14 protein-coding genes are annotated in these 13,423 nt (G+C 58.3%); 9 read left to right on the forward strand and 5 right to left on the reverse strand.

The window, feature by feature from the left end:
• Positions 1–160: 160 nt before the first annotated feature.
• The 6 genes from AB4Y97_RS03575 to AB4Y97_RS03600 all read left to right on the forward strand — a co-directional run bounded on the left by AB4Y97_RS03575 (position 161) and on the right by AB4Y97_RS03600 (position 4,779).
• Positions 161–379: a hypothetical protein gene (locus AB4Y97_RS03575; protein ID WP_441997627.1), complete on the forward strand. Its 219-nt coding sequence runs from the start codon at positions 161–163 to the stop codon at positions 377–379.
• Positions 379–1,614 carry a hypothetical protein gene (locus AB4Y97_RS03580; RefSeq protein WP_441997628.1) on the forward strand — a complete coding sequence of 412 codons (1,236 nt, stop codon included), beginning with the start codon at positions 379–381 and terminating at the stop codon, positions 1,612–1,614. Before AB4Y97_RS03575 ends, AB4Y97_RS03580 begins: the two co-directional genes overlap by 1 nt.
• Positions 1,614–2,258, forward strand: coding sequence for a hypothetical protein (locus AB4Y97_RS03585; protein WP_441997629.1), 645 nt, complete (start codon positions 1,614–1,616; stop codon positions 2,256–2,258). The genes AB4Y97_RS03580 and AB4Y97_RS03585 overlap by 1 nt, the downstream gene beginning before the upstream one ends.
• A 162-nt stretch (positions 2,259–2,420) precedes the next feature.
• Positions 2,421–2,651: a hypothetical protein gene (locus AB4Y97_RS03590; RefSeq protein WP_441997630.1), complete on the forward strand. Its 231-nt coding sequence runs from the start codon at positions 2,421–2,423 to the stop codon at positions 2,649–2,651.
• A gap of 2 nt (positions 2,652–2,653) precedes the next feature.
• Entirely contained in the window at positions 2,654–2,911 is a 258-nt protein-coding gene (locus AB4Y97_RS03595) for a hypothetical protein (RefSeq protein WP_441997631.1), read from the forward strand.
• 494 nt (positions 2,912–3,405) lie between these two features.
• Positions 3,406–4,779 carry a DNA cytosine methyltransferase gene (locus AB4Y97_RS03600; protein WP_441997632.1) on the forward strand — a complete coding sequence of 458 codons (1,374 nt, stop codon included), beginning with the start codon at positions 3,406–3,408 and terminating at the stop codon, positions 4,777–4,779.
• Between the two features lie 26 nt (positions 4,780–4,805).
• On the opposite strand, the gene AB4Y97_RS03605 is transcribed toward AB4Y97_RS03600, so the two are convergent.
• Complete coding sequence (locus tag AB4Y97_RS03605) at positions 4,806–7,124, reverse strand: replication endonuclease (RefSeq protein ID WP_441997633.1); 2,319 nt, start codon at positions 7,122–7,124, stop codon at positions 4,806–4,808.
• Between the two features lie 554 nt (positions 7,125–7,678).
• Between AB4Y97_RS03605 and AB4Y97_RS03610 the strand changes: the two genes are divergently transcribed.
• On the forward strand, positions 7,679–8,155 hold the full coding sequence (locus tag AB4Y97_RS03610; protein WP_441997634.1) for a very short patch repair endonuclease: 477 nt from the start codon (positions 7,679–7,681) through the stop codon (positions 8,153–8,155).
• Between the two features lie 5 nt (positions 8,156–8,160).
• Here the strand turns inward: AB4Y97_RS03610 and AB4Y97_RS03615 are convergent, their stop codons facing one another.
• On the reverse strand, positions 8,161–9,195 hold the full coding sequence (locus AB4Y97_RS03615; protein WP_441997635.1) for a Cfr10I/Bse634I family restriction endonuclease: 1,035 nt from the start codon (positions 9,193–9,195) through the stop codon (positions 8,161–8,163).
• A complete protein-coding gene (locus AB4Y97_RS03620) occupies positions 9,195–9,464 on the reverse strand; it encodes a helix-turn-helix domain-containing protein (RefSeq protein ID WP_441997636.1) in 270 nt (89 codons plus the stop codon). Before AB4Y97_RS03620 ends, AB4Y97_RS03615 begins: the two co-directional genes overlap by 1 nt.
• 242 nt (positions 9,465–9,706) lie before the next feature.
• On the opposite strand from AB4Y97_RS03620, the gene AB4Y97_RS03625 reads away from it, so the two are divergent.
• Positions 9,707–10,990, forward strand: a complete 1,284-nt coding sequence (locus AB4Y97_RS03625) for a DNA cytosine methyltransferase (protein ID WP_441997637.1) — start codon at positions 9,707–9,709, stop codon at positions 10,988–10,990.
• A 15-nt stretch (positions 10,991–11,005) separates the two neighbouring features.
• The gene (locus AB4Y97_RS03630) at positions 11,006–11,614 is read left to right on the forward strand and encodes a hypothetical protein (protein ID WP_441997638.1); all 609 of its coding nucleotides are present in this window, start codon (positions 11,006–11,008) and stop codon (positions 11,612–11,614) included.
• A 17-nt stretch (positions 11,615–11,631) separates the two neighbouring features.
• Here AB4Y97_RS03630 and AB4Y97_RS03635 read toward each other — a convergent pair whose 3' ends face one another.
• Together AB4Y97_RS03635 and AB4Y97_RS03640 are read right to left on the reverse strand one after the other, a co-directional pair.
• Positions 11,632–12,447 carry an AbiJ-NTD4 domain-containing protein gene (locus AB4Y97_RS03635; RefSeq protein WP_441997639.1) on the reverse strand — a complete coding sequence of 272 codons (816 nt, stop codon included), beginning with the start codon at positions 12,445–12,447 and terminating at the stop codon, positions 11,632–11,634.
• Between the two features lie 31 nt (positions 12,448–12,478).
• A complete protein-coding gene (locus tag AB4Y97_RS03640; RefSeq protein ID WP_441997640.1) occupies positions 12,479–13,249 on the reverse strand; it encodes a hypothetical protein in 771 nt (256 codons plus the stop codon).
• Positions 13,250–13,423 lie beyond the last annotated feature (174 nt).

Here is a 13,423-nt window from a genome sequence, read left to right on the forward strand (position 1 = left end):
CACCTCTCGGAGAGGCCTCCGGCAGGGCCCGCGGAGCGCCGACGGCTATGGAGACGACCGAAGGTTGGCGGAACTAGCTGTAGTCGGTCACTACACCTATTCCGCCGGCGAAAATTCCGAGTCACGCTTTCCCAGTGGGATGGTCCACGTGGAGGGTGCGATGGCTACGATCAAACTGAACTTCACCGATATGGCACTGGTCTTGGACGTGCATGCGGAGACGGTTGCTCGCGTCCAGGCTGCTCTCGATGCCTGCTGGGATGAAGGCAGCTATGAGGGGCTGCCGTTCATGATCGCAGGACTCCTTTTGGCTCACGATACGGAGATGCAAAGGCTCATTCCTGGAATCCCCTCCGGCAGTGACAAGGTCCGTCGTTGATGGCGTTCCAGTTCGTCCACTTGGAGCTCTACGCACGGAAACCGTGCAAGGCGGGAAGGTCCGTGTCGTGGATCTTGGACGAGGCAGACCGGAAGCCTGGGGCGACGCCGCACGTCGAGAAGCCGGAGGCGCCGAAGGTGGTCTTCGGTGTTCCCGTTGCGGAGGTTCGACAGCTCCACGATGAGGCCTGCGATGCCGCGAAGGTGACACTGGCAAACGGCAAGCACAGGGCTGTCCGGAGCGATCAGAAGACGCTCGCGACCGTGGTTGCCTCTCATCCTGCGACGATGGACGAGATGCGGTCTGATCCTCACGTTCGGGCTGATGTCGAGGCATGGGAAGCCCGGACCGTCGCGTGGCTGCGTGCCAAGTACGGAGATGCCCTCCTGTCGGTGATCAGGCACGAAGACGAGGGCCACCCGCACATCCACGCGTACATCCTGCTTGGTGATCTGCGCGCCTCCCGCCTGCATCCAGGCGTCGAGGCCAAGCGACTGATCAAGGAGGCTGGTCCTCAGGATGGGGAGGACGGCAAGGCGATGAACCGGCGCGGCGACGTCGCGTACAAGAAGGCCATGCGGGCTTGGCAGGATTCTTATTGGCAGGCTGTAGGCCTGCCGTCCGGTCTTACTCGCCTCGGCCCTGGGAAGCGGCGTCTGTCTCGTGATGAATGGCAGACCGAGCGAGCTGCTGTGGCGTCCGTGAAGACCGCCCAGGAGAGGGCCTCAAGGATTCGTCTACGTGCAGACGAGGTCGTGTCGACGACGAAGGAACAGGTCGAGTCCCTGAAGGCCGCCGCTCTCCGTCAGGCGGAGGAGGCGAAGAGGATGCACGACGCCGCGGAGAAGCGCGAGCGGGAGGCTCGGGGTGTGCTGTCCAGGGCAAAGGCGGAGGCTGATCGAATCCTTGCTTCCGCTCGGGCGGAGGTGTCCCGGGCGCTGACTTGGGGCGGTCGGCTGCGCGGGTTCCTGGACGGCTTCCGGCGCTCCTCGATCGAAGAGGCTGTTCGACGAGCTGCGGCTGCTGACGTCGAACGTGAACGGCGCCGTGCTGAGGAGCTGGATCAACGAGTGATGCAGGAAGTGCAGCGGCGCCGGGAGGCAGAGCAACGTGCAGAGAATGCGGTCCTCTCGGCAGGAGACGTCGGGCGGCAGCGTGATCGGCTACGGCGACAACTCGATGCCGTCCGTGACCTGGAGGAAGTGGCTACGAACGATCTGAAGGAGGGGGTGTGATGAAGCAGGCTGCGGAGAAGGTGGGGTGTGGTGAGCTTGCCCGGGCACGGGGACACATTGCTGTCAGGCGGTCCGGTGGAGGTGTTGGGAGTCCTCTACGCGGTGAGGTCCTGTTCGCGGTGTGCTTCCTGTCGTCCCTGATGTCGTCTCTGGTGATGGCGGGGCTCCGGTCCTTATTCCCATCGCGGTTCCCGTTCCGTCTAACCGACGAAGAGGTGTCGATGATCCGCTTCCTTTGTGGGGATCGAGAGGAGGCATACATCACGGAGTACGAGCGTGGTGGGCCGCCTGGTCCGTGGGAGAGACACGGCGTCGGTCGGTACTCGGTGAGTCCTCCGATCGGTCGACTGATGAAGGACTTGGCGCGACCGGCTGCGCGTGACGATGCGCTCGATGTGTTGCTTGCTCGGCTCGATGATCCCGTGACACGCGATTGGGTCATGAGCTGCGTCCAAGCGGGGCACCTTCACCGGCTTCGTCTGCATGTGCGTCCACGGGCTAAGGAGGAGGTCGTCTTCGGGGCGTGGCGCACTGAGGCTGAGGCTGAGGCTGAGGCTGAGGCTGAGTTGGCCGACGCCGCGGATGGGGTCGGGAGCGATGGTCCTCCCTCCGGTCTTGTTCCAAATAAAGCAGGTGTCAATTAAGTATTAAAATGTTGCAAAGTTGATACCTGGAGATCTTCTAGGTATAAAGAATGCAACATTTACAGATAATACAGATGAAGTATAATGAATACCAGTAGGGCGGCCCTTTGATCGCCCTTTGTATTTTTGGGAGTGGCTGTAGTGGCATACGCAGATGAACCGATGTACGAACAGATCAAGGAGAAGGTAGAAGCCGTTGCTGCCGGAGAGACTTCGGCTGAGGAGGTTACGGGGTCGACGACTGTCCGGCTTGCCGTTGGTCTCATTCTCAACCGGCTCCAGGACACGAACCCGACCCTGTCTGATCCTATCGACGCCTGGGAGAGGCTGGACGAAATCCAGCGGGCCGCCGTCCAGGATCTTCGTCCGATCTACGGCGACCGGAGGAGCTGACCATGGGGCCGCTTTCCGACGTCGCTACGTTCAAGGCCTTCAAGGTCCGGTACGAGGCTTTCGAGGCTCATGTCTTCGATCACCTGATCGAGGTCACTGCGTCTCCAAGCGTGGCCTATGACCTGCTCTTCAACGCAAGCGCCGCAGGTGTCTTCAACAAGTACTTCGACAAGCCGGAACTGATGGATGCGGAGCAGGAGGCGCAAGATCTCGCCCGCTACATCTCGACTCTTGCCGCCAGAGACTTGGATCGCATCTGAGACAGCAGTGATGTGGGACGGCGGACCATCGCAACCTTTGTGGGGCGCGTTACCGCGGCCGCCGTACGGTTAGTGGCGGCTCATACTCGGGCGTGATCAGTAGGTCCTCTCCCTTGGAAACCGTTCGCGAAGCCCCTTGACGGACTTTTCGCCCTTCAGGGCAGGCTCCTCCCTGTCCGTTGGTCTCTCCCTCGGAGCCACCGTCCCGCTTCGCCCGGAGTATGCGGGCAAGGGGGTTCTGCGGTCGTCACAAGGCCGAAGAGCGAAGCGTGCCTTGTGACGGCCGCGGGTCCTCCTGCACTCATCGGAGGATCAGCGAAGCGGGACGGTGGCTCCGAGGGAGCCCCCTAAGGTAGGATGGAACACAATTCCGCTTAGCATCAGAGCCGATCCAATAGGCTCCGAGCAGACTTCATTAGTGAATAGGCTTCACTATGCGCGGCGAAGTGCTGGGCCGGACTCAGCAGTGAATGAAGTCATTGGATTGAAAAGTGATGCGCGTAGTCGACCTATTCTGCGGAGCAGGCGGCATGGCCCTAGGCATGGTCCGAGCAGGGCATCGGGTAGTTGCGTCGTATGACTATGAGGAAAAGGCCCTTGCCGTTCACCAAGCCAACATCCGGGAGGGTGGGCTGCTCCGCCCCCATGGAATTCGACGCCCGCGTCGTCACGTTCAAGGTGATCTTCTGGACTTGCTTACAGTAGCTCCGGATATCGCGGAACTCGCTCCAGACATCATAGTTGGCGGGCCACCGTGCCAAGCCTTCTCAGCGGCCGGGAAACAATTAGGCGATGATGATCCCCGAGCAAGACTGACCGAGGCATATGGCGTCATCATCGCGACTGCACGGCCGCGGTATTTCGTCTTGGAGAATGTTCCGGGCGTCCGGCGATCAAACGTCTATCGACGCTTCATAATTATGATAAGACGAGCTGGCTACGGCATCACAGAAACAATCGTGAACGCTAGCTATTACGGTTCGGCTCAGAACCGGCGTCGGTTCCTATGCATCGGCTGTCTTGATGAAGCCGACAATTTTATGCTGGGTTATCTCCTCGCCGCCAAGGCACGGGAACAAATGACCGTCGCCGATGTGCTGGGTCCAGATTTCGGACTCATGGTTGGAGGTAGGCGTCTGTATTGGCAAGCGCCTGGCGGGGCACAATCTGCTGGAACCCGTCGCACCGACCGTTCCTGCGCGACAATCGTGCGGTCGTCATTCAGCCGTCCAGCCTCAGGCTACGTACCGCGACGAGACGACATTCAGGACGTCCAATCGCTTCCCAGGCTGGGCTTCCCTCAGTTTGCGCTGCTCGCGGGCTTCCCAAATACATGGAATTGGGATCCTAAGCTTCCCGACGCACCTCCCAAGGCGGAGGGTCGTAAGCCGCGGAAGCGTTCTGTAACGAAGGCGGACAAGATGCTGATGGTCGCGAATGCCGTTCCGCCGCCATTGGCGAAAAGTCTCGGCGACTGCCTGCTTGCGCATTCCCGCGGTGACATTCCCGACATCGAACCCAAGATTCCGGAGGACTACGAGCGCTGGTTAGGGCATGCCAAGGGCCTCTCCGGAGCCGATCTCTCGCAGAAGATGACGGATCTGCGGAAGGTCAAGCGCTATTTGGGAACACGACAATTCGTACGGGCAGAGCAGGCCATCGAATTTCTTGAGGAAATTCCCGCGGTCGCGTCCTTATCATCTGCCCGGCGCTGGAATCTGAAAGCGGCAGTGAAGCCATTCTTCGAGTACGAGGCCGAAAAGATTGAGCTACGACGCCGAAGGGAACAGCGGCAGCGTGACAAAGTCGAGGCATTCGATGCGCAGAATTGGGATCCGGATGCCGACCAATACCTGTTTTCTGACTAGGCATTGAAGCAATGCATGCCCCTACCCTAGCCAAGGCGGCCTAGGGATTGGATCTTGTCTATGCTGATGGCGTCGTCTGCTGGGCAACCGCTCGGAGGGGCGAGCGGCGACGCCGAAGGCATGCTACGGGGTGGATCGCCCCCGGAAGAAGAGGCCAAGGAGCCGCCCCTTGGGTAACTAACGACATTTGAAAGTCCGCTGTTTCCCAATGCTTCAACGTCGCTCTGCCCTGCTTCGCGCTCCCCTGTGTCGCTGGTCTCTTCGATCGTAACAATGGCCCAAGCGTAGGGACGACGCACTGCCATGACCTGATCAGTTCGGGGGTGCAGCCAACCTGCACGCAGCCTCACCTGTTCTTGCCAGCGGTTCTCACGGATTTCGTGATATGCAACGAGCCTCGGCCGCCGCTTCGCCTCTGACCGATCTTGGAATGCGCCTAGCAGAGCGAGAGCCGTTGCCCATTGTTTTTTGCGCATCGCTCGGATGACGGCGCGGGACCGCGGACATTCGTGAACATGCTCGCCCCGGACGTAGCGAAACAGGTCCTCCCATCGCCCCATAATGCCTCTTGTCAGCCCGACGATCGACAAGCGACGGACGCCAAGGGAGGATGCCCAAGCGACAGCAGCTTCAGTTGCGACTCGGTCATCATCCGAGTCCGGAGATCGATCACCTTCGGCATCCAGCCCTTTGAGGACATACGTCATGACGTAACTTGTTGGATCGGCGACGCCGTTGCCGTCCCAATCCTTGACCTTCAGAGCTGGGCCACCATCAAAGCTCCCTTCTGCCCGCCTGTTCTCCTCCTGTTTTGTCGTGGCAGGCCAATGCATGCCAAAAACCCGCTTAATCTGGGCGACGTCGCGGGCTCGCGCGTAGAGCATAGCATGTAAGTGTCCCGTCCCATCGGTATGTGGCTCGTAAGTCTTTACACCGAAAGGAATGATGCCCTTGTCCCTTAGGAGCATCAATGAGCGGTGCCATCGCTCCCCGAGTTCGCGGACCCCGTCCTTCGGCGACAGCGACAGGTCCGGAGTGCGCCTTCCATGCGATGGATGCAGGTGCCATTTCGGCGGCAAGGACGCTGTGATGAAGAGTGGGACGAGCTTATCATTGACATCACCGACACGACGGTCGATCTGCGCATTCACGCGACGGGCATGGTCGCGCATTCCGAGCACCATTGCATACCACATCGCCCTCCGGGCCTCCCGCTTGCCTTCTATTACCTCAAGGAGCGGAATGCGGACCTCTCTTCCATCTTCGGTCGTCCGAAGGAGTTCACGGGATGACATGAAGGTGCGGTTCGAGGCTCGCTTCTCGCGCCAGCGATGAAGCGTCCACTGGTCAACGTAGGACGGGAGGTGCTCGTTCTTGGGGCCGCCGATGAGCTGAAGGATTCCGGCAGCATGTACCGCCGCTTGCCCGATACGCCGCCGCAGACGTCGCCGAACCGATCCCGCATCGCGCTCGCTCGGGTGGCTCTCCTTGGGGGCTGCTGCCAGTGCCCTATCCAGGGCCTGATCGGCTAACTTGAGGAGTTTCCGCAGTTTACGACGTTCACTGACCGGCATGCCTGTGGCACGAGCGGCCTCAAGCCGGGTTCGGGCCTCCTTGACGCGCTCGGCAGCCGTCGCAGCATCTAAGCATTCATCAATCGCGGCGTGCAGTCGGGCGAGCTCTTCGGCTCCTGCCCCCCGCGCCACGGCGTCCACGAGCCGCTCACGATGGAGTCCGGCGCGGCGCTGTCGCGCCTCTGCAATCCGGAGGCGATGGATGTAGGTCCGCGTAGCAACCTCAGCTTCGTGCTCGGCGATACCAAGCAGGTCGGTATCCGACGCCGAAAGGAGAGGCAGCGCGGCTTGGTCCACGTGCATCAAGGATTGGATTATTGCGACGACGCCCTCGGCAATAGGCCGTAGCTTCTGAACCGCCGTCCAGGCGTCGTGTCGCCATGAATTTCCCGAAAACTGCCGGACGCAAGGTTCTTCGGACAGAGATAATACAAGATCATCTGCCGTTTCAGCTCCCGTGCCCCCATGGCGTCGCAACAGCATGGACTGCCATGGCGATGGCAGCGCCCGGAACAAGTCGAGGGCATCGCCTTTAGGCTGCCAATCAAGACCCTCTTTCCTACGCCGTGCCGTGTCGGCTTCAACGGCCAGTCGCTCTTCCTCATCTGCCTCGTTGTCGAGATCGACGATGTCCGCAAGCGCCCCGGTCCACTCCTTATTCAGCTCATTGAGGGACTCGCTCGCCTTACTGTTGCGGTCCGCTACGTCCGCAAGCGGCGGGATCGCCGCCCACGGATCAATCTCTCCATTCGCTGGAAGGTCGAGGCGCAATGATGGTGATGGCTCGTTGACCCCGGCTGAGGTCGCCAGTTGTTTCTTGGTTGAGGTCCGTCTGGATTTGGCGCGCTTATGTCGACGCCATGACGGGACATGATCGGCAAACGGATCCGGCTTGGCATCAAGGAAAGAAGGTCGCGGATAGGCAGTCCGCGTTGTCAACAATTGCGTTTGGGGAGGTGGTGTCGGTTCGAACGGTGTATGTCCGAACCGGGCAGTCACCCGCCACTACGTGCGGTGCAACCCGGATTGACAGAGATGAAGCCGATGGACATGATTCCCTCGTTTCCCAGACATCCCGCCGGGGTTGCAGCCCGTGAACGGCGGGATTTCCTTTTCAGGGTTCTCTGTCGGCGCGCCTACGTCCAGACCTAATCTGTGATCCCTGTCCAGAATTCGTAGCATTGAGAACCCACGAGCTCTGCCAGAGATCGGCTCTGCGTCTCCGGGAGCGGATAACGGCGGGCTTACCGGATGGATCATCCGGGCGAACGAGGCTAGGTACACAGAAGAATTCATCCTACAATAGGGCTAGGTGGTTCCGATCAATGACTGACAAAAAACTGGAGTCCGACCGCCAGGGTAAACAGCGGTTCGCGGATGTGCCTGAAGGGCGCCGCAGGAACATGCAGGCGAACAAGGGGAAAGACACCAAACCTGAGGTAGCCGTCCGGCGGATGCTTCATGCGCTAGGCTACAGGTTTCGGCTCCATCGCAAGGATCTCCCCGGAAGACCTGACATCGTGCTCAGTTCCCGGCGAAAGGTAATTGAGGTCCGAGGGTGCTTCTGGCATGGTCATGGCTGCCATCCGCTTGGACTGATGCCTAAAACCCGACGGGAGTATTGGGAGCCTAAGATTACTGGGAATAAGACCCGAGACGCCCGGAACGTGGCGGCACTTCGGGAACAAGGATGGGACGTTCTGGAGCTTTGGGAATGCCGCATCCGGGCTGAGCCAGATCTCATCCGGGAAGAGCTGATTGCTTTCCTCGGGCCAGCGAGACGCCCGCGTCAGAATTCCTGATTCCTTCAGAGCGGATAGGTCGGCAGTTGGTCGAGTATCATTTGTGCCGTATCTCTCGGGCTCAACGCTTTGTAGAGCTGATCGACTGCCTTCGTGGGCACGCCACCGGCGAGCAGCGATGTCATTGAGGCAGCCTTATAGCGGCCCACCACGTCGGCATTTGCGAAGGTCTCTAGGTGCGCATGGAATCGGATGGCTGGTCCACGCAGCACATAGCCCAAGATGTACTTCAGTACGTTTGCTTCGAAGAGAGCTTGGTAAAGTCGATCGCTCCGGGTGCTGGTCTTAACCGCAATGGCAAAGAGAAAGTGGCGACCTTCCAATGTACCCTGAATACCCTGCCATGCTGTCTCCAGCGTCTCTTGACTTGACGCTTGGAGATCTTTCAAGGGCGACATGAATGGCGCAAATCCAGGCGGCATAGGGTCAGGGACACGCAAGCCCAATATGTCAGGGGTGCTGAGCTTCAGCTCCATACCACCCGATTGCAGAGCAGTCTCGAATGCTTGGTATTCGGATCTCGCCTTTGGGTTAAGGAGCTTTGTCGTGTCGGCGCCCCGCGCCATTTTCACAATTGCTACCTTGCGGGTGGGTGTCGGAACCGCGAGAGGTGGCTGGGTGAATATCTTGCTGGTCCAAGCGCCCGTCTCCATCAGCGTATTCCACGCGGCGGCCGCGTTCCAAAGCGCTGCTGCCTCCATCATTTCATAAATATCGCCATCGACCTTGGCCAACTGTTGATCAGTCAACTCAAATCCGACAGGCCAGATAATGTCTCCAGCGCTAGCGACATTGGCATAAGCCTGATGGCGGTAGGCCTGGAATGACCGAGAGGGATCCGGGTCGCCGTCGGTTCCAGGCACAAAGGAATCAAAGGCACAGTCCATCACCCGCGACTGCGTGACCTGGAACTTGGTCTTTCGCCCCTTGACCTTCCCTCCTCGGACATCCACTAGGCAGCCCTTCCCCGCAGCATGGCATGCGGCACACACTGTTATTTGGCCTTTCGGATCTGGATGAAGGGGAAAATCAAAGGGCATTAAGAGCGTCCTGCTGCAAGCTCACGCGCTGTAGCGATCAGGACGTCGAGCTCAATTCCGAGGCCGTGAGCGATTCTCTGGAGGCTCACCATAGTGGGATTCCGGCGTCCGCGCTCCACTTGGCCTATATATGTCCTGTCAAGGCCGGCCCGATCGCCTAGCTCCTCTTGGCTTAGCCGCAGTATCTCCCGATGCTTCCGGACAGCGGGTCCGATTGAGGCGGCAATATCCAAGGGAACAGCTCGTATAGTGATACAGGCGAAGACCACAGCACGACGTCTGCTGATCCACTACGGACTATGAGTCCCATCCAGGCTCCGTACCCAGCAACCACGACCTCCGGGGCGCTACTACCAATGTAGCAGCACGGGCTATTTAGCCCTTGGAGAGATACCTGTGCACGGCGATCTGGAGCGCCTTGTCGCCCCTGCGGGACATACATTATCGTCATCAACCTCTTAATAGGCGAGACTAAGAGCCCCATCATGACACCGGCCAAAGGAGACAGATTTTGAGCTTGACGGCGGTCTCACTCTTTTCGGGATGTGGGGGGTTCTGCGAAGGTGTGGAACTAGCAGGATTTGATATTAAGGTCGCCTTGGAGTGGGACCGTTTTGCCTGCGAAACATATAGGTATAACTTTCCTAAGACCCCGCTGTTCGAGGGCGACATCCACGATTTTTTGAAGGGCACTGGCGCTGAGCATCGAGCCAAGTACAAGCTAGAAGACGTTGATCTTGTATTTGGAGGGCCTCCTTGTCAGGGCTACAGCCAGATCGGCCCGCGTGATCTTTCTGATGACCGGAACGAACTTTACCTCCAATATGCCCGCATTGTTAAAGCACTGAAACCTCGCATGTTTCTCATGGAAAACGTGCCCAATATGCTCCTCATGAACAAGGGGCACTTTCGCGACGCGATCCTACGACATTTTGCAAGCATTGGTTACACCAACACAACCTTCCTGAAGCTTTCTGCCGCAGATTTCGGTGTTCCGCAGACCCGCGAGCGAGTTTTCTTTTTTGGCACGCGAGACGATCAGGCGCTTCCCTATGATCTCCGCGACCTCGCTTCTGCGGTCCTGGATACAATGCGGGTGAAAAAGCACGTTACCGTGGCCGAGGCGATAGGCGACCTACCAGATGCCGTGGTTCCAAGCGGTCAAACGATGCCATATCCGAAGGCAGAGAAGCTGACCTCGTACATGAGGACGATGCGCGCCGATGCAGCGGGCGGTCCATACACCAAGGCCATCAAGCGGCGCCGAGGCCTAGGGCCCAAAGACAAGCTGCTCCTTCACAACCAACACACTAAGGAAATTCAAGAACGGCGGAAGGCGCTAATTGCTCTGCTCGCTCCGGGAGCAAAGGCGGATTCGTTGCCCAAGGAGATCTGGAACGGTGCTCGCCCGGAGAAGTGGCGCCGCCTCCATCCAGATCTGCCGAGTTACACCATCTTGGCACAGATGCACCGCGATCTGTCGGAGTGGGTTCATCCACGGCTGGAGCGATGGATTACAGTGCGCGAAGCTGCGCGGTTACAGAGCTTCCATGACGGATTCGTGTTCAAGTCCTCCGAATGGCAGATGCTGAAGCAGATTGGAAATGCCGTGCCCCCTCTTCTGGCTCATGCTGCCGCGAAGATGGTCCGATGCATCCTTGAGGCCGTTGACGGACGTTCGGTTGCAGCGGCCGAGGGGCTTCAAAAGATACTGCCCCTCACCGTCGCTCCTGAAGCCGCTAAACGCAAAACTAAGCGGAAAGCGCCTCGTCTATGGCCCGAGGCTGCGGAATAAGGACGGCACACCTCGATGAGCGACGAGAGCAACCTGTTCGTGACCCTGCTTGAGGAAGCGGACAAGTTTTGCGGACACCTCGGAGTGGGCAAAGATGTCCTCCTTGCAACCTACAAGGAAACGTCGGATTGGGCATTTATCATCAAGATCGATGCGCTACACGAAACCGCATGCCGTGATCTGGTTTCACGAATGTTGACCATTGGTGGCAGTGGTGATGACCCAAGCAAAGCGGTGGCTGACTTCGTTGGCGACATGGGATACCAGGGTCGCAGCTCCGTTCTCCGCCTTATCGAACTGACCGGATGTCCCAAGGAGTATATTCGTTTTCTGGAGGCGGTTAGGCGTGTCCGGAACGCATTTGCTCACAATATCCGCTCGGTCAACATGACACTCATGGAAATGATCGAACAACGCAGTGAACGAGCTCAACTGCTAAAGACGTTTTCGGCCATCGCGGAAGAAGGCTATGACGAAGCAAAGTTCCTGAAGATGATGCACACTAGACCGGACTACCTCCGGTTCGGGATTCTGCATCAATCGATGGTTTTGCTGTATCTAATGCACGCCAACTTCGCGATAGGTGGTGAGGATTCAGTCGAAGGCGTCACGCTGGCGGACTAGAACTCCAAACTTGGAACCTAGTCTTGTGATCTTTGTCCACCCTGCGAGCGAAGAAGATACGTGCTGACTGCGGATGCCACGGTGACGACGAGTTCCGCTTCCTCGAACCTAGGATTACGACCCTCCCTGATATGGCGTCCCTGCTCGGAGGCGAAGCCCCAGAGCTTTTCTAGGGCAGTGTCCATCGGCTTCGGGATGTCGAGCTCTGAGATGAGTTGCCCTAACGTCTTATTCGGCTTCCCGAATACGTCTCTCGCGACGCATTCGAGTGCCGCCATTGCATGTTGAATTGCCCCGGTAACATCTGCTGATGGTCGCCGGGAAATGTCCTGAAGAGCTTCCTCGATCTCGTTGGCGGCCGTCGTTCGACCAGTTGCCTTCATCAAGCTGGTGGCTTCTTTAGACGCTGTCGTGAATGCCTCTGAACCCCGCGCGACAACCCGTCCACTCTCCATGGACCAACCTATCCCGCGTTCCCGGAAAAATTCATTCAGACGGACCTCAAATTCTTGACCCTTATCCCAGTCTTGTGAGGCGAGACGCGAATAGAAGCCCTCGGCGATATCGTAAACGCGATACCAAGGACAGTTCCTCACGTACCATTGGACCTCTTCGAAGATGTTTGGATAGGGTGTCCAGTTATTCCGATCAGGCTGCGTCAGCAGGATTCCGCAAACCTCCAATCGAGCGTTCTCCGGACGTAGCCCAAGATTGTCAGCGAGCATCACAATGGCCTCGCGCAACTCATCCGGAGCATCCTCCCGAACGGTAATCTCTGCATCGGGCGATCGGTATCCGAAGCGTCGTGAAAATGGCAGAGTCTCGTCGCGCATTGTTACCGCCTCAATCTTTCGTAAGGCCTAGTCAGGTGGGATGTCTGATTGTGGGCAGGTGCCGACCAACGTAACCAATCTCAATAAGCTTCACGTCGGCGTGCCGGAACAGATGGATACGATGAAGGCTGTCAACCCAAATATGATCCTCAAACGTTTGATTCCGGCCTTGCGCGTTTCGGAAATTTCTAGCTGGACCATACTGCCTCATGGTTTCTTCACTTTCGGGAGTGATTGGAGGCAGCGTCTCCGGGAATGCTCCTGCCTCCCGCCAAAGTGCAACGCGTCGGTCCAGATCCGCCAGACGCCGGAAAAGTAGTGGCAACAAACCTGCATCGAAGGCCCCAATTTGGGCTTCAACATCGATGCCGAACCTAAGATTAGGGAACGCTCGGTCTTTTAATGCCCAGAATGCACGAGCCGTTAGCTGGGTTCGGATACCTTGAGTGCGGCGCTGTTGGATTCTCATGGCGTGCGCAGGCGTCGCTACATGTTCGACTACGAAGTCGTGTCCTCCAGAATTAAACGCCAACTGATCGAAACACCAAACATTCAAACCAAGAACGCTGGCGAGAAGCGAAGAAGAAACGGCACAGATCGCTAAATCGGCAGCCGCTTCCTGGGCGCGCTCAAAGCAACCTTCGTGACCAGCGACGGCCTTCTCGATTTCAAAATTAAGTAGAGTTTGGGCAAGATCTTCCCCTACATCAGAATCGGCTGGGACCATTCGACTTAGAGAATCGAAATAGGCTGCTAAATCATAATCTTCAGTTTCATAAAGACTATGTGCGACCTCCCCCATGCTCCATTCCCGCCCGTCGGTTGAAGCGATGGGAATGAGCCACGGGTCGCAGTAACACCTGAATGCCGGGAGAGTTTCTGCCTCACTATCCAGCAATGCCAGCCCTCTGAGCATCTCGGAAAGATCAGTCCGGGCACTTGTGACGTCAGCGAATGGGACAGCAACGGACGCACG

Source organism: Microvirga sp. 2TAF3 (assembly GCF_052114965.1).
Lineage (GTDB): Bacteria > Pseudomonadota > Alphaproteobacteria > Rhizobiales > Beijerinckiaceae > Microvirga.

Bases quoted from the DNA above. Each gene is read 5' to 3' on its own strand.
- AB4Y97_RS03600 (WP_441997632.1), top strand. From the start codon at position 3,406: ATGCGCGTAGTCGACCTATTCTGCGGAGCAGGCGGCATGGCCCTAGGC.
- AB4Y97_RS03610 (WP_441997634.1), top strand. From the start codon at position 7,679: ATGACTGACAAAAAACTGGAGTCCGACCGCCAGGGTAAACAGCGGTTC.
- AB4Y97_RS03575 (WP_441997627.1), top strand. From the start codon at position 161: ATGGCTACGATCAAACTGAACTTCACCGATATGGCACTGGTCTTGGAC.
- AB4Y97_RS03595 (WP_441997631.1), top strand. From the start codon at position 2,654: ATGGGGCCGCTTTCCGACGTCGCTACGTTCAAGGCCTTCAAGGTCCGG.
- AB4Y97_RS03635 (WP_441997639.1), bottom strand. From the start codon at position 12,447: ATGCGCGACGAGACTCTGCCATTTTCACGACGCTTCGGATACCGATCG.
- AB4Y97_RS03585 (WP_441997629.1), top strand. From the start codon at position 1,614: ATGAAGCAGGCTGCGGAGAAGGTGGGGTGTGGTGAGCTTGCCCGGGCA.
- AB4Y97_RS03590 (WP_441997630.1), top strand. From the start codon at position 2,421: ATGTACGAACAGATCAAGGAGAAGGTAGAAGCCGTTGCTGCCGGAGAG.
- AB4Y97_RS03615 (WP_441997635.1), bottom strand. From the start codon at position 9,195: ATGCCCTTTGATTTTCCCCTTCATCCAGATCCGAAAGGCCAAATAACA.
- AB4Y97_RS03640 (WP_441997640.1), bottom strand. From the start codon at position 13,249: ATGGGGGAGGTCGCACATAGTCTTTATGAAACTGAAGATTATGATTTA.
- AB4Y97_RS03580 (WP_441997628.1), top strand. From the start codon at position 379: ATGGCGTTCCAGTTCGTCCACTTGGAGCTCTACGCACGGAAACCGTGC.
- AB4Y97_RS03630 (WP_441997638.1), top strand. From the start codon at position 11,006: ATGAGCGACGAGAGCAACCTGTTCGTGACCCTGCTTGAGGAAGCGGAC.